This window comes from Paraburkholderia sp., assembly GCF_024281035.1.
In the GTDB taxonomy this organism is placed as follows: Bacteria; Pseudomonadota; Gammaproteobacteria; order Burkholderiales; family Burkholderiaceae; genus Paraburkholderia.
This window is the reverse complement of the sequence record NZ_JAMXLH010000025.1, coordinates 1-22,985: the sequence shown is the minus strand read 5'-3', so window position 1 is coordinate 22,985 and position 22,985 is coordinate 1. Positions and strand designations below refer to the sequence as shown.

At 62.8% G+C, this 22,985-nt stretch carries 20 protein-coding genes; 15 read left to right on the top strand and 5 right to left on the bottom strand.

Annotated features, from left to right (window positions below; genetic code table 11):
• Nucleotides 1-38: 38 nt before the first annotated feature.
• On the bottom strand, nucleotides 39-1,211 hold the full coding sequence (locus tag Q0L30_RS07770) for an acyltransferase (protein ID WP_296653446.1): 1,173 nt from the start codon (nucleotides 1,209-1,211) through the stop codon (nucleotides 39-41).
• Between the two features lie 227 nt (nucleotides 1,212-1,438).
• On the opposite strand from Q0L30_RS07770, the gene Q0L30_RS07765 reads away from it, so the two are divergent.
• The 10 genes from Q0L30_RS07765 (at nucleotide 1,439) to Q0L30_RS07720 (ending at nucleotide 10,757) form a co-directional block, all read left to right on the top strand.
• Nucleotides 1,439-1,588 carry a hypothetical protein gene (locus tag Q0L30_RS07765; RefSeq protein ID WP_296653854.1) on the top strand — a complete coding sequence of 50 codons (150 nt, stop codon included), beginning with the start codon at nucleotides 1,439-1,441 and terminating at the stop codon, nucleotides 1,586-1,588.
• A 303-nt stretch (nucleotides 1,589-1,891) separates the two neighbouring features.
• A complete protein-coding gene (gene galU, locus Q0L30_RS07760) occupies nucleotides 1,892-2,779 on the top strand; it encodes a UTP--glucose-1-phosphate uridylyltransferase GalU (RefSeq protein ID WP_293034497.1) in 888 nt (295 codons plus the stop codon).
• A gap of 241 nt (nucleotides 2,780-3,020) precedes the next feature.
• Nucleotides 3,021-4,073 carry a LacI family DNA-binding transcriptional regulator gene (locus Q0L30_RS07755; RefSeq protein WP_296653439.1) on the top strand — a complete coding sequence of 351 codons (1,053 nt, stop codon included), beginning with the start codon at nucleotides 3,021-3,023 and terminating at the stop codon, nucleotides 4,071-4,073.
• A gap of 122 nt (nucleotides 4,074-4,195) precedes the next feature.
• Nucleotides 4,196-5,443 carry an ABC transporter substrate-binding protein gene (locus tag Q0L30_RS07750; protein ID WP_296653436.1) on the top strand — a complete coding sequence of 416 codons (1,248 nt, stop codon included), beginning with the start codon at nucleotides 4,196-4,198 and terminating at the stop codon, nucleotides 5,441-5,443.
• A gap of 103 nt (nucleotides 5,444-5,546) precedes the next feature.
• Nucleotides 5,547-6,548 carry a carbohydrate ABC transporter permease gene (locus tag Q0L30_RS07745; RefSeq protein ID WP_296653433.1) on the top strand — a complete coding sequence of 334 codons (1,002 nt, stop codon included), beginning with the start codon at nucleotides 5,547-5,549 and terminating at the stop codon, nucleotides 6,546-6,548.
• The gene (locus Q0L30_RS07740) at nucleotides 6,548-7,381 is read left to right on the top strand and encodes a carbohydrate ABC transporter permease (RefSeq protein WP_296653431.1); all 834 of its coding nucleotides are present in this window, start codon (nucleotides 6,548-6,550) and stop codon (nucleotides 7,379-7,381) included. Before Q0L30_RS07745 ends, Q0L30_RS07740 begins: the two co-directional genes overlap by 1 nt.
• A 63-nt stretch (nucleotides 7,382-7,444) precedes the next feature.
• Nucleotides 7,445-8,788, top strand: coding sequence for a GH1 family beta-glucosidase (locus Q0L30_RS07735; RefSeq protein WP_296653429.1), 1,344 nt, complete (start codon nucleotides 7,445-7,447; stop codon nucleotides 8,786-8,788).
• 127 nt (nucleotides 8,789-8,915) lie between these two features.
• Nucleotides 8,916-10,040 carry an ABC transporter ATP-binding protein gene (locus Q0L30_RS07730; protein ID WP_296653425.1) on the top strand — a complete coding sequence of 375 codons (1,125 nt, stop codon included), beginning with the start codon at nucleotides 8,916-8,918 and terminating at the stop codon, nucleotides 10,038-10,040.
• Between the two features lie 97 nt (nucleotides 10,041-10,137).
• Nucleotides 10,138-10,371: a type II toxin-antitoxin system Phd/YefM family antitoxin gene (locus Q0L30_RS07725; RefSeq protein ID WP_296653423.1), complete on the top strand. Its 234-nt coding sequence runs from the start codon at nucleotides 10,138-10,140 to the stop codon at nucleotides 10,369-10,371.
• A complete protein-coding gene (locus Q0L30_RS07720; protein ID WP_296653420.1) occupies nucleotides 10,368-10,757 on the top strand; it encodes a type II toxin-antitoxin system VapC family toxin in 390 nt (129 codons plus the stop codon). Before Q0L30_RS07725 ends, Q0L30_RS07720 begins: the two co-directional genes overlap by 4 nt.
• 119 nt (nucleotides 10,758-10,876) lie before the next feature.
• Here the strand turns inward: Q0L30_RS07720 and Q0L30_RS07715 are convergent, their stop codons facing one another.
• Nucleotides 10,877-11,152, bottom strand: coding sequence for a BON domain-containing protein (locus tag Q0L30_RS07715; RefSeq protein WP_296653416.1), 276 nt, complete (start codon nucleotides 11,150-11,152; stop codon nucleotides 10,877-10,879).
• Between the two features lie 565 nt (nucleotides 11,153-11,717).
• On the opposite strand from Q0L30_RS07715, the gene Q0L30_RS07710 reads away from it, so the two are divergent.
• A complete protein-coding gene (locus Q0L30_RS07710; RefSeq protein WP_296653413.1) occupies nucleotides 11,718-12,851 on the top strand; it encodes a porin in 1,134 nt (377 codons plus the stop codon).
• 203 nt (nucleotides 12,852-13,054) lie between these two features.
• Here the strand turns inward: Q0L30_RS07710 and Q0L30_RS07705 are convergent, their stop codons facing one another.
• Nucleotides 13,055-14,122, bottom strand: a complete 1,068-nt coding sequence (locus tag Q0L30_RS07705; protein ID WP_296653411.1) for an AraC family transcriptional regulator — start codon at nucleotides 14,120-14,122, stop codon at nucleotides 13,055-13,057.
• Nucleotides 14,123-14,304: 182 nt separating this feature from the next.
• On the opposite strand from Q0L30_RS07705, the gene Q0L30_RS07700 reads away from it, so the two are divergent.
• Together Q0L30_RS07700 and Q0L30_RS07695 are read left to right on the top strand one after the other, a co-directional pair.
• A complete protein-coding gene (locus tag Q0L30_RS07700) occupies nucleotides 14,305-15,972 on the top strand; it encodes an acetolactate synthase large subunit (RefSeq protein ID WP_296653409.1) in 1,668 nt (555 codons plus the stop codon).
• Nucleotides 15,969-17,606 (top strand): FAD-dependent oxidoreductase, encoded by a 1,638-nt coding sequence (locus tag Q0L30_RS07695; protein ID WP_296653408.1) that lies wholly within the window; start codon nucleotides 15,969-15,971, stop codon nucleotides 17,604-17,606. Before Q0L30_RS07700 ends, Q0L30_RS07695 begins: the two co-directional genes overlap by 4 nt.
• Before the next feature lie 95 nt (nucleotides 17,607-17,701).
• Here Q0L30_RS07695 and Q0L30_RS07690 read toward each other — a convergent pair whose 3' ends face one another.
• Together Q0L30_RS07690 and senA are read right to left on the bottom strand one after the other, a co-directional pair.
• Entirely contained in the window at nucleotides 17,702-18,166 is a 465-nt protein-coding gene (locus Q0L30_RS07690; RefSeq protein WP_296653405.1) for an isoprenylcysteine carboxylmethyltransferase family protein, read from the bottom strand.
• Between the two features lie 126 nt (nucleotides 18,167-18,292).
• Entirely contained in the window at nucleotides 18,293-19,534 is a 1,242-nt protein-coding gene (gene senA, locus Q0L30_RS07685) for a selenoneine synthase SenA (RefSeq protein WP_296653402.1), read from the bottom strand.
• On the opposite strand from senA, the gene senB reads away from it, so the two are divergent.
• Both senB and Q0L30_RS07675 read left to right on the top strand, forming a co-directional pair.
• On the top strand, nucleotides 19,533-20,564 hold the full coding sequence (senB, locus tag Q0L30_RS07680; RefSeq protein ID WP_296653399.1) for a selenoneine biosynthesis selenosugar synthase SenB: 1,032 nt from the start codon (nucleotides 19,533-19,535) through the stop codon (nucleotides 20,562-20,564). The two genes, senA and senB, sit on opposite strands and share 2 nt — an antisense overlap.
• A gap of 236 nt (nucleotides 20,565-20,800) precedes the next feature.
• Complete coding sequence (locus tag Q0L30_RS07675) at nucleotides 20,801-22,399, top strand: S53 family peptidase (protein ID WP_296653396.1); 1,599 nt, start codon at nucleotides 20,801-20,803, stop codon at nucleotides 22,397-22,399.
• Nucleotides 22,400-22,985 lie beyond the last annotated feature (586 nt).

Here is a 22,985-nt window from a genome sequence, read left to right as displayed (position 1 = left end):
CTTTTACCGGCCGCCTTTACCGCAGTTTTACCGCGCTTTTAACGACGCCGAAGCCGGTTCGTGACGTTCAGCGCGGGACGTTCGAAGAGACGATAGAAGAGCCAGGCCACCGGCAACACCGCCAGCGTGAAGCCGAACGACGGCCAGATGGACGGCTGCAATGCCGAGCGATACAGCAGCGAGGCGAGCAGCACGAAAAGCGGCAGGTGGATCAAATAGAGCGAGTAGCTGAAATCGCCGATCTTCGCGAACACCGACGTCAACATACCACCCGTCGCAGCGGGTCGCGACAGCGCCTTTACGAGGTAGCACGCGAAGGCAATGGCCCAAAGCTGGAATGCGCCGTACTGCCCGAAGTGAAACGCGACGCAGCCAGCCACCGCGAACAACGCAGCGGCAGGGTAGGTGAACGCAAACCCGGCGAACGCAAACCCGCTTGACCCACGCACACGCGCTTCGGCCACCCATACGCCGAGAATCCACGAAAACCAGTACGACGTGAAAAAGATCAGGTCGTGCCGCTGGAGCGTGAGCGCCGATACGACGTTGAGGGCGGCAATGGCCGCGACGACGGTGCCGAGACCCAGGCGGCGGCGCAGCGCGAAAACGAGCGGGTAAAGCAGATAGAACTGCACTTCGAGCGAGAGCGTCCACAACGCGCCGTTGGAGCCGTACGTCTTGCCCGCCACGCCTTGCAGCGAAAACAGATTGACGAAAAATGCGCGCGGCCCGATGTCGAGAATCTTGTGGCTGACCGGCGCGAGCGTCAGGCTGATCGAATCGGCCGCGAACGTCAGCAACAGCGCCGCGAGCAGCACCGGATAGATGCGCACGAAACGACGCAGCCAGAACTGCCGCGCGTCGAGCTGGAAATCCGGGTTCGCGGCGAGCTTTGCGGCGCCGCTGCGATGGATGCAATAGCCGCTGATGACGAAGAAAATCGGCACGCCCGCCGATCCCCATGCGACCGGCAGCGTGAGCCAGGCGGCAATCGTGCCGGGATTGGCGAGGCTCGCGTGGGACGCATGGAACGCGCCCATGCCGATCCACGTGACCTGGCGGCAGTGGAAATACGCGACGAGCAGGGCGGCGAAACCGCGCAGCGCTTCGATTGCGTGCTCGCCCGCCAGCGCACCGGCGGCGGAACGCGCGGGCGCGGCGGGTACGGAAGATGCTCGTGGCAGAACAGTATCGAGTGCGGGATCGCTCATCAGTGTGCAGTTTTCGGTCAGGTTACCTCGCGATCATAGGGATCGCCGCGCACCGAAAGTATGCGAAAGATTTTCAAAATGTATTCGGGCGCCACGATTCGAAATGCCGCTCGGAAAGGGAGAAATTCATAAATAAATCGATATTGGGGTAAACGAGTTTATTTGTGGAATTTGTGGTGCTAGCTTAGAAGCATCTGTTTTTTGGTCTATGGTCGCAGGAGATTTCGATGAATCTGAATCTGCATTTGCTGGCTGGCGTTGCCGTACTGTTGATACTCGTCGCGGTATCTGCCTATCGCGAGGCCCTCAGAAACGAGCCTATTCGCCGCGTTCGCGCGCGCTCGGGCAAATTGCCCACTATCGACGATGTCGAGTAGACTCGCTGCTTCAACATTCGACCTGACGCGCGCCAGTCCGCTGGCTGGTTATCCGAATGCGTTTCAATCCGCGTCTGATTGGAGCGGGAAATTGGTGCCGATTATCCGGCAATCATGGAAATAATTTCCGCTGAACCAGTTGAACTCACTTTCTCGAATTCCGTGTGCGCCCGTTATGACCGATAACGGCACGGAGCCGAACCCTTCAATATAAAAATTGCTGCGCCAACACAATCACCGGGGACGCCGGGCTTGCCTTGCTGCGAGGCCGTTATTCAAACGATCGATCTGGGAATGAACACCATGCTCAAAGTTACCAAAGCGGTATTTCCTGTTGCGGGTCTCGGTACGCGCTTTCTGCCCGCGACCAAGGCCAGCCCCAAGGAAATGCTGCCGATCGTCGACAAGCCACTGATCCAGTACGCAGTGGAGGAGGCGATCGCCGCGGGTATCACGGAGATGATCTTCGTGACCGGCCGCAGCAAGCGGGCGATCGAGGATCACTTCGACAAGTCGTACGAGATCGAGGCCGAACTCGAAGCGCGCCGCAAGGACAAGCTGCTCGATCTCGTTCGCAGCATCAAGCCGGGCAATGTGGACTGCTTCTACGTTCGCCAGGCCGAGGCGCTCGGGCTTGGTCACGCGGTGCTGTGCGCCGAAAAACTCGTGGGTGACGGCCCGTTCGCCGTGATTCTCGCCGACGATCTGCTCTACAGTCCCACGCCGGTCATGAAGCAGCTCGTGAACGTGTTCAACCACTATCACAGCTCGGTTGTGGGCGTCGAAACGATTGCGCGCGAGAACAGTGCCTCTTATGGCGTTGTCGACGGACGCGAGTGGGAGGAAGACGTGTTCAAGCTTTCAGGCATCGTCGAAAAGCCCGTGCCCGAAGTTGCGCCGTCGAATCTCGGCGTGGTGGGGCGCTACGTGCTGATGCCCACGATCTTCGATCATCTGCGTGCGCTCAAGCCCGGCGCGGGCGGCGAATTGCAACTGACCGACGCGCTGCAGTCGCTGCTCACCGATGAGCAGGTGCTTGCGTATCGCTATACCGGCACGCGTTTCGACTGCGGCAGCAAACTCGGTTATCTAAAGGCCACGGTGGAGTTTGCGTTGCGCCACCCGGAGGTGCGGGACGAATTCGAAGCGTATTTGCAGAATCACCTGCCTGTGACATTGGCCGCTGCTTGAAGCCACGGTGAGGCCACCCGAGTCCGTCTAAAACCGCTTGAAATCGCCTGCTGCTAACTCAAGGCAGCAGGCAATAAATCGTGCGCGCCGCAAGCCGTCGCGCACGATCGTGCCTTTCTGCGCGCTTCACGGCGCAAAACCCGTGCGGCTTCCCCCTCTACGTGATGGCGTCAAACTTTACGCCTGCTCTACGGGTTTCCCCCGGTTTGAAAGCGCTTTCACGATGAGTAATCTTTCGACCATGGCTACTACCGAACCCACCTCGCCCAGCGTCACGCTCGAAGAAATCGCGCGTGTGGCGGGCGTTTCGCCCAGCACCGTGTCACGCATCCTGAACGGCACGGTGCGCGTGTCGCCCGCGAAGCGGGAGGCTGTCGAGCAGGCGATCGCACAGTTCAATTACCGGCCGAACGTGCTCGCGCGCAGTCTCGCGAGCGGCAAGACCAACACCATCGGCGTGCTCACGCAAACGATCGCGAGCCCGTTCTACGCCGAGTGGCTTCGCGGTATCGAAGATGCGCTGTACGAGCCGGGGTTCACGCCGGTCTTCGTCAGCAGCCGCTGGAACGTGACGGAAGAGTGCTCGCGCATCGAGCAGTTCATCGCCCGGCGCGTCGACGGCATCATCATCCTGCACGGGCAGCTCGACGAAAGCCGCCTCGAGGAATTCTCCCGACAAACGCCGATTGTCGTGCTCGGGCGCTCGCTCGAGGACGGCCCGACGCTGGCGGGTTTTCCGATCGACAACGTGCAGGGCGCGTTTGATGCAACGCGGCATCTGATTGCCGAGGGGCATCGCAAGATCGCTTTCATCGCGGGACCGACGAGCCATACCGACGCGCTCGAACGACTGGTCGGCTACCGCATGGCGCTCGAGGAAGCCGGCATCGGTTTCGACGCCATTCGCGTCGAGCAGGGCGATTTTCTCGAAGCGGGCGGCGTCGCCGCCATGGAGCGCCTGTTCGAACGTGGCGTCGGTTTCACCGCGGTGTTCTGCGCGAACGACCAGACCGCTTACGGAGCGCGCCTCGTTCTTCATCGGCGCGGCCTGCGTGTGCCTGAAGACATATCGATCGTCGGATTCGACGATGTGCCGACCTCGCAGTACGCTACGCCGCCGCTCACCACCGTGCGCCAGCCGATTTACGACATCGGCCGGCAAGCCGCCGGGGCAATCGTGCGGCTGATTCGCAAAGAACCCGTGACCCTGAGTGCCTTCCCGCTGAGCCTGATCGTGCGGGAAACCACGTGTGCACCAGGCCGTGTCGAACCCATCGTAGATTTCACCAGCTGATTCTGGTTGTTTGCGGCGGCAAGCCCGCCATGGCCGAAAGCCGCCATTTTATGAAAGCGCTTTCATAAAAGATGTATTCGAAAAGAAGTAATCGTCAACGAGACAGGAACAGGAGACAGTCAATGAAATATCGCCTTTCGGTGCTTGCCACTTCCGCCGTGCTCGGGTTGGCGGCGACAAGCGCCTTCGCCAACACCACGTTGCATGTTGCGGTCTTTCCGAAGCTCGATCAGGAAATCAAGGACGTGCTGCCGGAGTGGAAGAAGCTCCACCCGGATGTCGACGTCAAGGTGTCGGCGCTCGCGATCAGCGATCACCACAACGCCATGACGACTGCGCTCGCAACGGGTTCGGACTTGCCGGATGTCATGGCTGTCGAAGTCGGCTACATCGGCCGCTTTGCAGCGGGCGGCGGTCTCGAGAATCTGGCGAAGCCTCCCTTTAACGCAGGCCAGTTCAAGAACAACTTCATCCATTACACGTTTGCGCAGGCCACCACGGAAGATGGCGCGATTGTCGGCATGCCCGCGGATATCGGCCCCGGCACGCTGTTCTTTCGCAAGGACATTCTCGACAAGGCCGGTGTGACCGAAGCGGATCTGACGCGTTCCTGGGACTCCTATCTGGCTGCCGGCCAGAAGATCAAGAAGGCCACGGGCGCCTATCTGCTCGCCTCGGCGCGCGACATCGAAGACATCTATATCCGCGCCGACCTGAAGGAAGGCGAGGGCGTGTATTTCGACAAGAAGGGCAATCCGGTCGTCACCTCGCCGCGTTTCGTGAAGGCTTTCGAACTGGCGAAGAAGACGCGCGATCTGGGTCTCGACGCGAAGATCACGCCGTGGTCGAACGAGTGGGCCGAGGGTTTCAAGCGCGGCACGATCTCGACGCAGATGATGGGCGCGTGGCTCGGCGGCCACCTGTCGAGCTGGCTCGCACCGGACACGAAGGGCCTGTGGCGCGCCACGAACCTGCCGAACGGTGCGTACGCATCGTTTGGCGGCACCTTCTGGGCGATTCCCGTGAAGGCCACGCAGAAGGAACTGTCGTGGGAATTCATCAAGTTCCTGACGACCCGCCAGGATGTCCAGCTCGATTCGTTCCAGTCGATCGACGCGTTCCCGGCGCTTCTGTCCGCGCAGTCGTCCGACTTCTTCGCCCAGCCCGTGGCGTTCCTCGGCGGCGAAAAGGCGCGTCTGATCTGGCGCGACGCCGCATCGCACATCCCGTCGATCGAACGCAACAAGTATGACCAGGTGGCCGAAGAGGCCGTCCACTCCGCGCTCGACAAGGTGGTCGACAACGGCGAGGACATCCACACGGCGTTGCAGGAAGCGCAGGCCGAAATCGCGCACCGCGTCCGTCGTTGAGGATCGCGAATTACCACGTGCACTATCCGATGTAAAAAAACCGCGCGGCCGGCGTGAAAGGCCGGCCGCGCCCGAAAGGTTGGAGCCGTTGATGAGTCGCTTGATGCCCCCACCCGATGCGAGCGTTCTGGAGCCCCGCGAGGTTCCTCCCTTGCCCGCGGCCGGCCGCCGCCGGTTGATTGCGGATCCGGTGAAGGTCGCCCCGTATCTGTTTCTCGCACCGTTCTTTGTGCTGTTTGCGACGTTTATTGCGTTCCCGCTGCTGTTCTCCCTGTTTCTTTCGTTCCAGGACTGGGATGCGACCTCGGGGCTCGCAGGCATGAAGTGGGTGGGCCTGTCGAATTTTACTTTTACGCTGACCGACCCGTGGTTCTGGAAGTCGCTGTACAACACGGCGTATATGGCGCTCGCGTCGGGCTTGCCGCAGCATTTGATCGCGCTGCCGCTGGCGTTCTTTCTGCAAACCTGTTTTCGTCGCTGGCGCAACTTTGTCGTCGGCCTGTATTTCCTGCCGTTCATCACGTCGAGCGTGGCCATCGCGCTGATTTTCTCGTCGCTGTACTCGACCGACTTCGGCATGATCAATCTCGCCATCTCTCAGGTCGCGAAGATTCCCGGGCTGCACTGGATCTTGCCGGCCCATAACATCGAATGGCTTTATAGCGCGGCGAACGTCAAGCCCGCGGTTTCGATCGTGATTTTCTGGCGCTATGTCGGCTGGAACACGGTGCTGTATCTGTCCGCGCTGCAGACGATTCCGGGCGAGCTTTACGAAGCCGCGAAGATCGACGGCGCGAACGGCTGGCAGCAGTTCCGGCTGGTCGTCCTTCCGCTGCTCAAGCCGATGATTTTCCTTGCCGTGACGCTGTCGATCATCGGCGGGCTGCAACTGTTCGAAGAGCCGTTCATCCTGCTGCCGAACGACGGCATGGGAACCGGCCAGTCGGGTCTGACCACTGCGGTCTACATGTATCGCACGGCGTTCCACGACGGCGATTTCGGCACGGCGAGTTCGATCGCGTGGCTGCTGTTCGTGGCGATCTCCGGCCTCATGTGGCTCAACACACGCATCTTCCATCGCAGCGGCATGAAGGAGGGCTCGTAATGAAGATCAATTCGCGCAACCGGGCGCGCTACATCGGTTACGCAATCGTCCTTACGGGCGCCGTGCTGATGTTCTCGCCGTTCTATTTCATGTTCGTCTTCGCGACGCACAGCAGCTCCGAGATTTTCTCGATGCCGCCGCCGCTGTGGTTCGGCAGTGCGTTCCTCGACAACATGGCGTCGCTCATGCGCCATATTCCGTTCTGGCGCAATCTCGGCTGGAGCTTCTATACGTCGGTGATGCAGACGCTCCTGACATTGCTGGTGACGTCGATGGCGGGCTACGCGTTTGCCATGTACGAGTTCCGCTTCAAGAAGACGCTGTTCGCCGTGGCGCTGACCGGGATGCTGGTGCCGCCGTTCCTCAGCATGATTCCGACTTTCATGACGATGAATCTGCTGGGCTGGATCAATCAGCCGCGTGCGCTCTATGTGCCCGGCGCCGCAGCCGCGCTCGGCGTGTTCCTGATGCGCCAGTACATTTCCAGTGCGGTGCCGCACGAGTTGATCGAGGCTGCGCGCATCGACGGCTGCAGCGAACTGCGCATCTACTGGACTGTCGTGCTGCCGCTGCTCGGGCCGGCATTGGGAACACTGGGGCTCATCAGCTTTATTCAGGCATGGAATAACTTCCTCTCGGCACTCGTGGTGCTGCGCTCGCCGTCGATGTACACCTTGCCGCTTGCGCTTCGGATTCTTCAGAGTCCGACCAATTCGGACTGGGGGGCTGTCATGGCCGGTTCTGCGGTGGCAGTGTTGCCGCTGCTGGTGCTGTTTGCTTTTACCTCGCGCCGTTTGATCGACGGCATGACGGCGGGCGCCGTGAAGGCTTGACGCCGCGTGTCGCGATTCATTCAACTCGCCGATAAGGCAAAACAACTTTAGGCAACGAATTTAATGAAGAACTACAACTTCGATGAGAATTTTGTCTGGGGCGTGGCCACCAGCTCCTACCAGATCGAAGGCGCCGCCGGCGACGACGGCCGCGGCGCTTCGATCTGGGACGAGTTCTGCAAGATTCCCGGCAAGGTCGTGAATGGCGAAAACGGCGATGTCGCCTGCGACCATTATCACCGGCTCGATCAGGACCTCGACATGATGGCTGATCTGGGTATCAAGGCTTATCGTTTTTCGATTGCGTGGCCGCGCGTTCAACCGGAAGGCAAGGGCGCGTTCAACGAGAAGGGCCTCGCATTCTATGACCGGCTCGTCGACGGCTTGCTCAAGCGCGGCATGCAGCCGTTCGCGACGCTCTATCACTGGGACTTGCCGCAAGCGTTGCAGGCGGCGCAGCAAGGCTGGGAAAGCCGCGATACGGCCTACCGCTTTGCCGACTACGCACGCAAGATCGGCAGCGTACTGGGCGATCGCGTCGCTTCCATCGCAACGCATAACGAACCGTGGTGCACCGCGTGGCTCGGCAACGCCACCGGCTATTTCGCGCCGGGCAACGAAGATCTGAAGAAGGCGGCGAATGTTTCGCACCACCTGCTGCTTTCGCACGGCCTCGCATTACAGGCATTGCGTGCGGACGGCGTGAAGGCGCCGCTCGGCATCGTGTTGAATCAATCACCGGCACATGGCGCAACGAATTCGCCTGAAGACCTGGCGGCCGCGTCGCTCGAATACGCCAAGTTCGTGAGCTGGTACATGGATCCGATCTTCAAGGGCAAGTATCCGGCTGAAGCCTTGCAGTGGTATGGCGACAATGGCCCTCAAGGCGTGATCCGAGAAGGCGACTTCGGCATCATCGGTACGCCGATGGATTTCCTCGGGATCAACTACTACACCCGCATTTTCGCGAGCGCGTCGGGTCCGAAGCGTCCGCCGGGCGAGCTGGGTTTTACGGATATGGATTGGGAAGTTTATCCGCAAGGCCTGACCGAGCTGCTGGCGCGTCTGAATGCGGAATACACGCTGCCGCCGGTGTACATCACCGAAAACGGCTGCGCGGTCAACGATTCCGTGGTGAATGGCCGGGTGCACGATCGCGAGCGGATCGATTTCTACGATCTCCATCTCGCGGCGCTGGCCGATGCGGCCAGCCTCGGTGTCGATGTCGCGGGCTATTTCGCGTGGAGCCTGATGGACAATTTCGAGTGGGCATCGGGCTACGCGAAGCGCTTTGGCATGGTGCACGTGGATTACGCGACCCAGAAGCGCACGCTCAAGGACAGCGCTTTGTGGTACCGGGACGTGATTGCGCGCCATGCCGCGCAAGCCGATTCCCTGGAAGCCTGATTCATGCGCCGGCCCTCGACCCCGGCTACGGCGGCGACGCCGATGAGGGCGGTCGCCGCAGCAAATTCCGGGGCGGCAAGAAAAAGTCTTGCGGGCTTCGAAACGTGAACATCAGGAGACAGAAAAAATGGGCGAGCTTGTATTACGCAATGTCGAAAAGACGTATGGAGACGGGCCGAAGGTCATTCACGGCATCGATCTGCACGTGCCGGACGGTCAGTTCACGGCCTTCGTGGGTCCGTCCGGCTGTGGCAAATCGACCATGCTGCGGATGATCGCGGGACTCGAATCGGTGAGCGCGGGCGATATTCTCATCGACGGCGTGCGGGTCAACGACCTGCAGCCGAGAGATCGCGGCATCTCCATGGTGTTCCAGAATTACGCGCTCTATCCGCACATGAGCGTAGCGGAAAACATGGGTTTTTCGCTGCGGCTGTCCGGCGCGAGCAAGGCGGAGATCAAGCACGCAGTCGGGCGCGCAGCCGAGATCCTGCAGATCAACCATCTGCTCGATCGCAAACCCAGGGCATTGTCGGGCGGGCAGCGCCAGCGCGTGGCAATTGGCCGGGCCATCGTGCGCAAGCCGAGGATCTTCCTGTTCGACGAGCCGCTGTCGAATCTGGACGCCGCATTGCGCGTGCAAACGCGCATCGAGCTGGCGAAGCTGCATCGCGAACTCGGCACGACGATGATCTACGTCACGCACGATCAGGTTGAGGCGATGACGCTCGGGCAAAAGATCGTCGTGTTCAACAAGGGTTATATCGAGCAGGTCGGTGCGCCGCTCGATCTCTATGCACGGCCCGCGAACCTCTTCGTCGGCGGCTTTCTGGGCTCGCCGAAGATGAACTTTCTGCCGGGGCGGCTCGTCGCGCATCGCGACACGCAGTCCGTCATCGAGCTGACCGGATGCAACGAGCGGATCACGCTGAAAGCGCGCGCCGCGTGCGACGTTGGCGCCGAATTGACCGTGGGCGTGCGCCCCGAGCAACTCGCAGCCGTCACGCCCGGGCTCGGCATCGGCGCGAACGTCGAAATCGTCGAACATCTGGGCGACGTCTCGATTCTGCACGCGTGCCTTACCGGTTCGAATCAGACGGTTTCGGTGCGAGTGGACGGCACGGCCTCCAATCTCGATGTGGGTTCGCCGATCGGCCTCGCGCTTACGGTGTCCGCGGTCAACCTGTTCGATTCGGATGGCTATGCCATCGCGATTGCAAACGAAACGCAAGCGGTAGCTGCAACGCTGTAAATGTTGTCCGGCAGTGCGCATGACATAAAGACCGGCGTGAACCATACCGTCCGGCTCATATAACGATTAAACCGATTCTTGTGGGTGGAGATCTGCAATGGAAAAGAGGGTATCGAAAGCCGCGTTCAAGGCGCGCGCATGTGAACTGTTCAGACAAGTGGAAATGCTGGGTGAAAGCGTCGTGGTCACCGATCGCGGACACCCTACCGTCGAAATCCGGCCTTACCGCAGCAAGCGCCGGGATCCGCTCGAAGTCTTGCGTGCTTCGATCCTTCACTTCAACGCAAAGCGTGTCATCGAGCGAATTCCAGACCCGCAGGAATTGCGATGATTGCGCTCGACACGCTGGCGCTCATCTACTGGTTGAGCGACGACAAGTCTTTGACGCCCGCCGCTCGTGCCGCCATCGATCATGAGACGGACGGTGGCGAGATGCTCGTGTCGATGATCAGCGTTCTCGAGGTCCTCCAGTTCGTCGACGACGGCCGGCTTGCGCTTTCCATGGATGCGCGAAGCTGGCTGTCGATCATCGTTTCGGTGGACTACGTGCGCATGGTGCCGGTCGACATTGAGATCGCTTTCAGAGCTGCGTCGCTTTCCGAGGAGCTGTCGTGCGAACAGAGGCTGATCGTCGCCACGGCTCGCACGTTCGGCACGCGGCTCGTGACGCCGGACGCGCGATTACGCTCGCTCGCGCACGTCGAGACGGTCTGGTAGATCCGGATCGCCGTCGATGCGGCGATCACGTGCCGCTGAAGGGCGCCCCTGAGAACCAGAAATAAAAGAGCCGGACGCCGTATAGCGGCGGTCCGGCCGTTCGATGCGACACGCCCGCTTTAATGCCCGCGGGTGACCCAGTTATTGACCGACGTGACACCTTGCACACTCTGGGCTGATTTTCCGATCAGCGGAACCTGCGCGAAATCCGATACCCATCCGACGAGCGTGACGTCGGACCCCTGGGTCAGCACGAATACATGCGAAAGCTCGGCGCCGTCGCGCGCCATGGTTGCATACACCTGGCGGCTGAGATTGCCGCTTTGTGCGTGTGCCGACGGCATGATCGAACAGGTCATCGCTAAAGCGAGAGTAGACGCAATCACAAATTTCATATTCCCTCCTTATCGGCAAACAAGGCGGGCGCCGGAGCGTTCCGGCGCCCGGTCTTCCAGCGCCACCCGCAAGCGGGTTTCACGGAAGTCGATGCGCGCGGGCTCACCTTGTAACCGCAAGAACGGGTGCGGAATAACGGAGTCTGCAGCGGCAAACTGGTCTGCGCAGCGAGCTGTTTTTTCTTTGCCGGTGAAGGGTCGTCGCGTTTGGGCAACGCTTTGGCAGATATTTGATAAGGCGCTTGCTGCGGGATACGGAATTGATTCTGGCACAGCTGGAAAAAGCGTGCTTCAGAGCTGACGGACTTACCGGAAATCGATGGCGATATGACCACGGCAATATGGCTACAAACAGCGCGCTACTCTATCGTGAAAGCGCTTGCAAGCGATTCGATTGACAGCGTTTTCCCTAGCCGTTATCGCGCGTATTGCATTTCTATAATTGCCTCGAAATGTGACGAGGACATTTCGTTAGACCGCTGTAGAAGAGCTGCCAATCTGGAACCAGGAAAGTCGGGTACTCGGGATAGCGGTGTGGGACTATTTGATAAATAAAGGAGAACTAATGAAGGAGAAAGTACTGGCGCTTTCCCTGCTTGCCATGGCAGCAGCAGCGCACGCACAGAGTAGCGTCACGTTGTACGGACGCATCGATAACGGCATTCAGTTCGAAAGCGGTATTCCCGGCGGCCACCAGTGGGCTGCGCAAAGCGGCGACTGGGGTTGCTCCTGGTGGGGTTTGACGGGCGCTGAAGATCTTGGCGGCGGCACCCAGGCGATCTTCCAGCTGGAAAGCCAGTTGAACACGCAAAACGGTCAACTGGAGGGCGCACTCTTCAGCCGCCACGCGACGATCGGTTTCACGAACCCGAAGTACGGTACGTTCAAGATCGGCAACATCGGCGCGGGCGAAATTTCCCAGGACAGCTGGGGCACCGATCCGCAGCTGATGCAGCGTTACGGGATTTCGTCGCTGGTGCGCGGGCGCAACTGGGCAAGCGCTGCCAACGCCGTTGAATACCAGACGCCGAACTGGAACGGTCTGCAGTTCCGCGGCCAGTATTCCGTCACCAACAACACCAGCTGGAATCGGGCCGCCACGCCCGCGGGCCAGGGCCGCACCAACGGCATTGAAGGCGTCTACACCTATGGCATGGGCGACTTCCGCGTGATTTACGACGAAGTGCGGGGCGCCGATGGCACCTTCAACGACGTCTATGCCCACTCGCGCTCGCTGCTCGCAGGCGGCACGCTGGTGTTCGGCCCGGTGAAGCTCTACGCGGGTTATCAGTGGATGACTGCGCCGAACGCAACGGATGCGAGCGTCGGCGTGGCGCCGGGCACGCAGCCGGCAGGTGTGAGCGCACCGACCGTCGTGAATCACGAGTGGCTCGGCGCGGCATGGCAGGTCAATGCAGCGACGGCGCTGACGGCAGCGGTCTACCACGCGAACGCCAACCGCGGCAACGGCAATGCAACCCTGTTCACGCTGGCCGCAACGTACAACCTGTCGAAGCGCACGTTCCTGTACACGGAAGCCGGTTATGTCCGCAACAGCTCGACGTCGAACCTCGCACTGGCTGATAGCGGGTACGGCAACAACAACTTCGACCCGGTGACGAACACGGCGTCGAACGGCAATCCGGGCTATGGCCGCAGCCAGCAAGGCGTCTTCGCGGGCATCATGCATCAGTTCTAATTGCTTGCGAAATCGTTGTAAATGTAGGGTCGTAGTGAGTCCAGAATCGCGCAACTTTTCTCTTCAATTGAAGAGGCCGGTGTGTCAAATCCTCCACCCTGTCACACCGGCTTTTTTTTTGTTCCGGAGGAAACGCTGCTGAAAACCGTGTGCAAGCGCAGCGTTCGAAATCGATGTCTCCCATCAGTCAAAGTCGGCCAACCTCAGCCAGCCTCGCTCGGGATCATCCCGGCTCCATCGAATTCCGCCTCCTTCCATTGTTTCTTCGCGCGCTCGCGCATCGCGCCCGGCGTAATGCCGAACCATCGCCTGCAACTGCGCGTCAACACCGACACTTCCGCATAGCCGAGGACGTGAGCGATCTGCGTGAGGCTCGGTCCCATGCGCAGTGCGATCAGCGCGAGGAACTGCTCCTTGCGCACGTCGTCCACGAGGCGCTCGAACGTCACGCCTTCCGCGTCCAGCCGCCGCTGAAGCGTGCGCGGATGCACCGATAGCGCTCGCGCGATATCGGTATGCCTCGCGCCGCCAGCGCCGAGAAAATTGCGCGCCAGCGAGCGCACGCGATCGGAAAAGAGTGTCTGCGGTCTGCTGCCAAGTTGCTCCAGATAACTCAACGCAAGCGCTTTCACTTGCGGATCGTTTTCTGAAAGCGCAACCGCAAGATCGTCGGCGGCAATGCGCACGGTGGCCGCCGGCGCCATGAACTGCACGGGGCAGCCATACGCCTGCCGATAGGCCGCAACGGACGCCACGGGTGCATGGGGCAGGGTGACGAGCCGCGGTTGCACGCGCGCGCCGGTCAGCACTTTCAGACCATGGCAGATGATGCCGATGGACAGGCTCGTGACCTGTGGCCGCGCAATCAGGTTGGCGTGGCTGATGTCGCAGACCACGTCGATCAGGTCGGGACGGCCGGGAACCGTGAGCGTTCCAAGCCGCAAGGCGGGGCTGTGGACGAAGAGATAGCGCGACGCGAGCGCAAGCGCGTTGCCTAACGTATCGGCGTGACGCACGAGCACGGCGATGGGGCCGAGAATGCCGATGCCGCGCGCCTGCGCGAGCCGCAAGCCGAGATCGGGGCAGCGGCCAGCGGAAGCGGAGTATTCGAGCAGGTTGATGAAGGCCTGGTACGAGATCAGCAGATCCGGATCGCGCAGGGCCTGAAGCGGAATGCCGAAGCGCGCGAGGAGGGCGGGCACGTCCAGCCCGAGACCGCTTGCGAGGGTTTCGAAAGTCGAGAGCGTCGCGGAGCGGACGAGGATGGTCATTCGGCTGGGCCTGTCGCAGGAGGTGTCGCCAAATGTGAATTTTTTGTCGTGAAGTGTCAATACGCATCGCGGCAAGTCGATCATGATGGGGCCGTGTGCGATTCCCTTGCCGATGGAAACGCGCACGGCCATGCCGCATGGAGACTGCGGCATCGAGAAAAAACAACCCAGAGATCGACCCGATGGCCAATGGCGCTCAAGCAATGCTACGCACGCTGCTCGATGCAGGCGTGAACGTCTGTTTTACCAATCCCGGAACCTCGGAAATGCATTTCGTCGCCGCGCTCGACACGGCGCCGGAGATGCGCGCGATCCTGACGCTGTTCGAGGGCGTGGCGACCGGGGCCGCCGATGGTTATGCGCGGATGGCCGATAAACCGGCGTCGACGCTGCTGCACCTCGGCTGCGGCCTCGGCAACGGCCTCGCGAACCTGCATAACGCGCGCAAGGGCAATGTGCCGGTGGTCAACATCGTCGGCGATCATGCGACTTACCACGCGCAGTACGACGCGCCGCTGCAGTCGGACATCGAAACGGCAGCGCGCAACGTATCGCGCTGGGTGCGTACGTCACGCAGCACGGCGGCGCTGTGCCAGGACGTGGTGGACGCGGTCGCGGCGGCCAAGGGACCGCCCGGGCAGGTGGCGACGCTGATCCTGCCTGCCGATGTCTCCTGGGGAGAAGGCGGCGCGCCGTTGCCCACGTCGTTGCCTACGTCGTTGCCCGCGCAACCGCCGCGCGCCGCCGACGATGTCATCGACAAGATCGCGCGCGTGCTCCAGGCGGGCGGCAAGAACGCGTTGCTTCTGGGCGGACGCGCCCTGCGCGAACCGGCGCTGCTGGCCGCCGCACGCATTGCCGCGCGTTCCGGCGCGCGGCTCTACGCCGAAGTGTTCCCGGCGCGGCTCGAACGCGGCGCCGGTTTGCCTCACGTCGAACGCCTGGCCTATCTGGCGGAAATGGCTTCGGTGCAGCTGGCGGGCCTCGATAACCTGATCCTCATCGATGCGCGCGCACCCGTTTCCTTCTTCGCCTATCCCGGCAAGAAGAGCTACCTGGTGCCCGAAGGCTGCACCGTGCATGAACTCGCGTCGCCCAGGCAGGATGTTGTCGGCAGCCTCGAAAAACTGTGCGTGCGTCTCGGTGCCGATCAGGTCGCGCCTGCACTTCAGGAGGCTCAGCGTCCAGGCCGTCCGCGCGGCAAGCTGACCGCCGAGAAAGTCTGCAAGGCCGTGGGCCATCTGCTGCCGCCGAACGCCATCATCGTCGACGAAGCCCAGACGTCCGGCACCATGCTGCCCATGTTCACCGCCGGTGCGCCTCGGCACGACGTGCTGGCGCTTACCGGCGGCGCGATTGGCCAGGCCTTGCCCGCAGCGGTGGGCGCCGCGATTGCCTGCCCGGATCGCCAGGTGCTGGCCCTTGTCGGCGACGGTTCCGCCATGTACACCTTCCAGGCGCTGTGGACGATGGCGCGTGAGCGGCTGAACGTCGTCTCGATCATCTTCAACAACAAATCGTATGGAATTCTGAATGTCGAACTGGAACGGGTCGGCGCGCAGAAAGCGGGCCCGAGAGCCAAATCCCAGCTCGATCTGAACAGCCCCGGACTGGATTTCGTGCGGCTTGCCGAGGGCATGGGCGTGCCAGCCGTGCGCGCCACGACAGCCGAGGAATTCACAGCGGCCCTCGAACGCGCGCTTGCCACGCCCGGCCCGCATCTCATCGAAGCCGTGGTGCCCAGCGTTTTCTCCGGCCTCAAGCTGCGGGTGCTGCCGTATCTGCTGCGTTCGCTGGGAACCCTGCCCGAGCCCGTGGCGCGGGCGCTGAAGCGCAAGCTCGCGCCATGACCGCGACACTGCAATCGGACGTGCTGGTGGTGGGCGGCGGTCTCGCCGGTCTTGTGACCGCGCTCGAATGCCTCCGGGCGGGCAAGTCCGTGACCCTCGTGGATCGCGGCAGCCGCGAGCGCCTCGGCGGCCTCGCCCTGTGGGCCTTCGGCGGCATGGCGCTCGTGGGCACGCCGTTGCAGGCGCGCATGAAGATTCCGGACACGCCGGAACGCGCGCTGGCCGACTGGAAGCGCTTTGGCGAACTGCGCGACACGTGCGATACGTACGATGAGGACACGCTGCGCCTCGCGTGGGCGCGCCATTACGTGGAGCGTTCCCGCCCCGAGGTCTACGACTGGCTCGTCGGTCAGGGCATGAAGTTCTTGCCCGCCGTGAACTGGGTCGAGCGCGGCCGCTTCGGCGATGGCAATAGCGTGCCCCGCTACCACGTGCTGTGGGGCACGTCGCGCCTGCTGACGCTGCGCATGATCGAGGCGGCCGAACGTGCGGGTGGCGCGGGCGGCGCGGGGCGGCTCACGCTGTTGAGCCGCACGCGTATCACCGGCCTCGACCGCTCAGGCGGCGCGGTGTCCGGCGCGAGCGGCGTGAATGAGGACACGGGCGAAACATTGCGCTTCGCCGCGCCGGTCGTCGTGCTGGCCATGGGCGGCATCAACGGCGGCCATGACGAAACCCGGGCCAACTGGCCGGCCGGCCGCCCGTTGCCCGCAACGATGCTCAACGGCGCGCATCCGTCGTCGGACGGCAAGCTGCATCGGCTGGTAGAGGGTTTCGGCGGGCGCATCGCCGCCGCTGGCGAGATGTGGAATTACGCGGCGGGTATTCCGCATCCGCAGCCGCATTTCGAGGGCCACGGCTTGTCGTTGATTCCGTGCAAGTCGGCGCTGTGGCTCGACTACGAGGGGCGGCGCATCGGCCCCGATCCGCTCGTGACGGGGTTCGATACGCATGATCTTTGTCAGCGCGTGGCGGGCGAGGCAAAGCCCTGGACCTGGCATCTGCTGAACTGGCGCATCGCGGCCAGGGAGTTCGCGATTTCCGGCGCGGAGCACAACCTGCGCCTGCGGGAGCGCCAGTTCTTCCGGTTCATGAAGGAGACGCTGCTCGGCAACCATCGTCTGGTGCAGCAGCTTGCGCGCGAAAGCCGGCACGTCCTCGTGGACGACACGCTCGCCGGACTGGCCGCCCGGATGAATGCGCTGACCGGAGACGAGCATGTGCGGCCCGAGGTCTTGCAAGCGACCGCCGATGCCTTCGATGCGAATTTCGCCAACGGCAGCAAGTTGCATAACGATGCGCAGATCCGCCGCATCCTCCATGCGCGCCAGTGGGGCCCGGACCGGCTGCGCACCTGCAAGCCCGCGCCGCTGCAGCAGCCCGGCGCCGGTCCCTACATTGCCATCCACACGCAGCTCATTACGCGCAAGAGCCTGGGCGGGCTCGCGACCGACCTGCGAAGCCGCGTGCTCGACAGCGCGGGCGACGTCATTTCCGGTCTCTACTGTGTGGGCGAGGCGGCGGGTTTCGGCGGCGGCGGCGCTTGCGGCAAGCGCTCGCTCGAAGGGACGTTCCTGCCGGGCTGCGTGATGACTGCGAAGGCCGCTGCCCGGGACATCACCGGGAAAAGCTGAACGAAAAAAGCCTGAACGGGAAAGGCCGTCCAGGCTCGACGCAGCGGCCGCCAGCGGCCCCAAGCGGTTTCAAGCTGCCTCAAGCGACGCTGGCGTTACGAGGCGCGGCCGATCCAGCGCGAGACGTGCCGCCGGTAATCGGCGTACTCCTCGCCGAAGATCTGGCCCAGCGCCTGTTCCTCGGGACGAATCTGCGCGACGGTGATGAAGATCACGAACAGCGGCACGATGAACCACGGGCTGGCGGTGCCGAGCCAGATCGCCCAGCCGGTCAGGAATAACGTGAGCCCGAGATACATCGGGTTGCGGCTGAACCGGAAAACCCCGTCCGTCACGAGATGCGAAGCCTTGCCCGGGTTCAGCGGGTTGGTGGTGGTTTGCGCACGGCGAAAACGCCTCACGGCCGCTGCGGCGGTGGCGATCCCGGCCAGCGCTGGAAGGACGCCCAACAGGTTCCAGGGCGCGGCGAAACAGATCGACATCGGTACCCAGCGATGCAGCGCCCACATGAGGGCCGCTGCGATCAACGTCACGATAGGGGGTGGAATGCGCGGTTTCATGGTGGTTCCCCGGGAATGATTCGACTCAAGAACGCTCAAGTGCATCTCCTCAAAATGCCTGCGACACAGCAGATGCCAGTCGTTGTGCGATCTCGCTCGAGCGCCGCCGGGAACCTCGGTGCGTTCTCAACGGCAGGTGCGAAAACCCACAAAGACGTCGTTGCGGTGCGGCAGATAAAAGTTTCGATAGCGAGGATTGCACATCCGAACGCGTGTGGCGAATGATGCACCACGTACGCTTCGATGCGTATCAAACCAGGGCGCAGAATAATCCGCGTAAGGGTCCGCTGAAAAGCCTGCGTAAGGCACCAACGGATCGGCGGTCCATTCCCAGACCGATCCGCCCCAGTCGATCAGATCGTGGCACGCGGCGTATTCCCACTCGGCTTCGGTCGGCAGACGCCGGCCCTTCCAGCGGCAAAAAGCTTCCGCTTCGTACGCATTGACGTGGCAAACGGGCAGCGCCAGCGCGAGCGGCTCCCAGCGTCCGAACCAGCGCTGCTCCCAGCGCTGTTCCCAATTTTCCGCGCCGCCACGTGCGGGTTCGCGTTCCGATGTGCGCTCCGCCTTGCGCCACCTTCGCGGCGCCGCAAGCCCGCTGCGCTTCAGCCACGCAATCCCGTCACCCGACCACCAGCGCTCGTCCCGGTAGCCGTCTGCCGCGACGAATTCGGCATAGTCGCCGTTGCTCACGCATTGGCGGTCGATCTGGGCCGGGCCGACCGTTACCGCGTGCTGCCATTTTTCGTTGTCGAAGACGAATCCTGCGTCGCGCGCGCCGCCCATCATGAACGTTTCGCGGCCCAGTGCGACCTCGCGCGCACCAGCGGCGCGTTCGTGCGGAGACATCGCGAGCGGCGCGTGCAGCGCATAGTCGAGCGTCTGCCGCATATAGGTCAGCGCTTCGGCGTGCATGTCCTCGTGATACAAGGCGAGGCGGAAGTAATAGAGGTCATCGTCCGAGTCCGAAACCGTGGCGAGCTTCGCGCGCACCTGCGCCAGCACGGTCTCCACGTAGGCCATAATCTGCGCGAGCGGCGGCAGGTCCAGATGCCAGCGGTCGTCGTGGGCCACGCGCGCCGAGTCGAACCAGCGGTCCGCACTCGCCAGGAGCGACGGGCGCGTCGCGACGAAGCGGCCCTGCGGACCTGGTTGTGGATCGCGCAGTATCCAGTGCTCGGTAAACCAGGCAATATGCCCGTACTCCCACAGTGGCGGATTGATGCCGGGATCGCACGGGACCTGCCATTGCACGGGTGTCAGGTTTTCGAGAATCGACCAGGTTTGCCGATGCGCCTCGGCAAACGCCGCATCGAGCTGTAATTTGTCGAGTCTGCGCGTTGCCGCTCCGTCAATCCGTAACACCATGCGACCTCCTATGGCCAGAATTCATATCGCCAGCCCGGCACTGCGCAGCGCCAACAACGGCAACTGGCAGACTGCCCACCGCTGGTTCCAATTCCTGCAAACAGCCTGCGACGTGACGCTCGGCGCCGAATGGCCCCCGGAAGATCATCGGCACGCGCCGCCCGACTGTCTGATTGCACTGCACGCCCGGCGCTCGGCGCCGTCTATCGCGCGGTTCGGCGACGCCTGTCAGGACCGACCGCTCGTGGTCGTGCTGACGGGCACCGATCTCTATCGCGATATACATGTCGATGCATCCGCGCGGCGCTCGCTCGATCTTGCCACGCATCTGGTCGTACTGCAGGAGGAAGGGCTCGTGGAAATGACGGCTGCGCATCGCGCGAAATGCCGTGTGATTTACCAGTCTGCTCCCGCGCACCGGCACGATGTTGCCGCCACGCGAAAAAGGCGCACGTTCGACGTCGTGCTGGTCGGCCATTTGCGCGAGGAGAAGGACCCGCAAACGCCCATGCGCGCGCTCGACTGGCTGCACGACGATTCGCCGGTCCGGCTGATCCATATCGGCAAGGCGCTCGCGGACGAGTATCGGCTCGCGGCGCAGGCCTTGCAAGCACGCGCATGGCCCACGGTGGCGCGCTACGTCTGGTACGCGGGACTGCCGCATGCGGCCACGCTGCGGCACATTGCCGGCGCGCAGGCGATGATCATTTCGAGCGTCATGGAAGGCGGGGCCAACGTGATTATCGAAGCGGTGAATGCGGGCGTGCCGGTGCTGGCGAGCCACATACCCGGCAACATCGGCATGCTGGGCCGCGACTACGAAGGCTATTTCCCGGCGGGCGACGACCGCACGCTGGCCCGGCTGCTCGAACGGGTGAGCAGCGATGGCGATTTTCTGGCGACGTTGCAGCGGCAGTGCGCGCAACGTGCGCCGTTGTTTGCGCCTGAGCGGGAGCGAGCGAACGTCCTCGCGCTGGTCGAGGATGCGTTGGCCGGGCGACCGGCTATCGATACGAGGTCGTTGCTTTAGAGCGCGTTGCATCGCGTTTGCGCACACCGGGGCGTCGCATCGGTATTCAACTGCGCGCCGACTCTGGGAATACGGCTTGCTCGCTGCCGCTTCCCGACGATTTCCGCTGATGCCCGCCGTTTCGGCCTGGGCGCTTGCACGGTGCGTGACTGCCAGCGAGTGTGCAATCCGGAAATCCGGCAAACTGTTGCGTATCCAACGCCCAAAAGGCGCGCGCTGGAGCGAGGAGAAAGGCCATGATGAGGCGTCCTCTGGCAGGCAGCAACCATCCGGCACCGGCCGGCATCAAGTGCGTGGGGGCCTGCGACCCCACGGAACGTTTCGAAATCGTCGTGATCCTGCGGCGCCAGGACGGCGCCGCTTTTCGCGATCTGGTCGAGCGGATCGAGGCGGGCGATGCGACGGCCGAGCCGGTCTCGCGCGAGGCGTACGAACAGCGCTTCGGCGCCTCGGCCGACGACATGCGGCGCGTCGAACGTTTTGCGGCATCCAATGGGCTAACGATCGTGCGCACCGATCCGGCAGCGCGCCGCGTCGTGATGTCCGGCACGGTGCAGCAGTACAACGCCGCCTTCGGCATCGATCTGCAGCGCTTCGAGCACCAGGTGGGCCAGTCCACACATCACTTCCATCGGCCGGACGGCCCGGTGCATCTGCCCGAGGACGTTCACGAAGTCGTCACCGCCGTGCTCGGCTTCGACAATCGCGCGAAAGCGCGGCCGCACTTTCGTCTGAACCCGACGCCTGTTCCAACATTCAGCCCGCCGATTCGCGCCGCGCGCGCCGTGAGCGCATCTTTCACGCCGCCGCAGCTCGCGCAGCTCTACGGCTTCCCGCCCGGCGACGGCAGCGGCCAATGCATCGCGTTGATCGAAATGGGCGGCGGCTATCGCGATGCGGATCTGCAAGCGTATTTCAGCGGGCTGGGCGTGGCTTCGCCGAAGGTGGAATCCGTCTCCGTCGATCAGGCCGAGAACGCGCCGACGGGTGACCCGAATGGCGCCGACGGCGAAGTCGAGCTCGACGTCGAGATCGCGGGCGCGCTCGCGCCCGGCGCGCGGATCGCCGTGTACTTCGCGCCGAACAGCGAGGCAGGTTTCGTCGACGCCGTGAGCGCCGCGCTGCACGACAGCGTGCGCAAGCCCTCGGTCGTTTCGATCAGTTGGGGCGCGCCCGAATCGGCGTGGTCGCAGCAGACGCTCGCCGCGCTCGACGACGCGTTGCAATCGGCCGTGGCGCTCGGCGTGACCGTGTGCGCGGCGTCGGGCGACAGCGGCTCGTCGGACGGCGTGGGCGACGGCGCCGATCACGTGGATTTCCCTGCGTCGAGCCCGTACGCACTCGGCTGCGGCGGCACGAGCATGACGGCGTCGAATGGGCAGATCGTACGCGAAACGGTGTGGGACAGCGGCCCCGAGGGCGCGTCGGGCGGCGGCGTGAGCGCGACGTTCGCGCTGCCTGCGTGGCAGAAGGGGCTTTCGGTCGTGAGCAGCAACGGCAGCGTGAGCGCGCTCGCGCGGCGCGGTGTGCCCGATGTGGCCGCCGATGCCGATCCGGCCACGGGCTATGTCGTGCACATCGACGGCACGGACACCGTGGTGGGCGGCACCAGTGCGGTCGCGCCGCTGTGGGCGGCGCTGATCGCGCGCATCAATGCCGCGCGCGGCAAGCCCGTGGGTTTCGTGAATGCGCTGCTCTACGCGCAGCACGGCGCGTTCAACGACATCACGAGCGGCAACAACGGCGACTATGCGGCGGCGCCCGGCTGGGACGCCTGCTCGGGGCTCGGCACGCCGGTGGGCGCGAAGGTGGCAGCGGTGCTTGCGCCGGCGTAGCACGAGGCGGCATCGGACGCAGCCAACGCTTTCAACGCTTTTAATGACGGAATAAACATAAAAAATTGTCAAATTTCTGCCGGACCCCTGTATCGCGGGGCTTGATTATGGTTGGCCGGTGATAATTAAATAATGTTGTTTGCTGTTGCGTGAATGATTTCGCATCGGAAAAGCAATGGTAATTACACGAATGTTTTAATATTTATTTTTCGTGACATTGCCCATCCTATTTGAGATGTCGGCACCATTTAATCCGGGGTGTCGATAGATTAATCCGGATAGCCAGCCTCCGCATCGACGTGCGTTTGCCGTACGCCTTCCTGTTCTCTCGCATCGCGCACTCTTCCGCGCCGATCCGCGCATTCCTTGTGTTCACCGCCGGAGCCATAGTGGTTCCGGCGGTACCGTTTATATCCACCGTCCGCGCACCGGAGTTTTCGCATGTCGTTGATCCTGCCTGTACAGGCCTACGAGTTGAAGCTGGCGCCACATCCGGCGCCGTTCTCGGTTCTCAAGTTCACAGGCCGGGATGCCGTGAGTGAGCTGTATTACTACGACATCGAATTTACAAGCCCGGTTTCCGGCA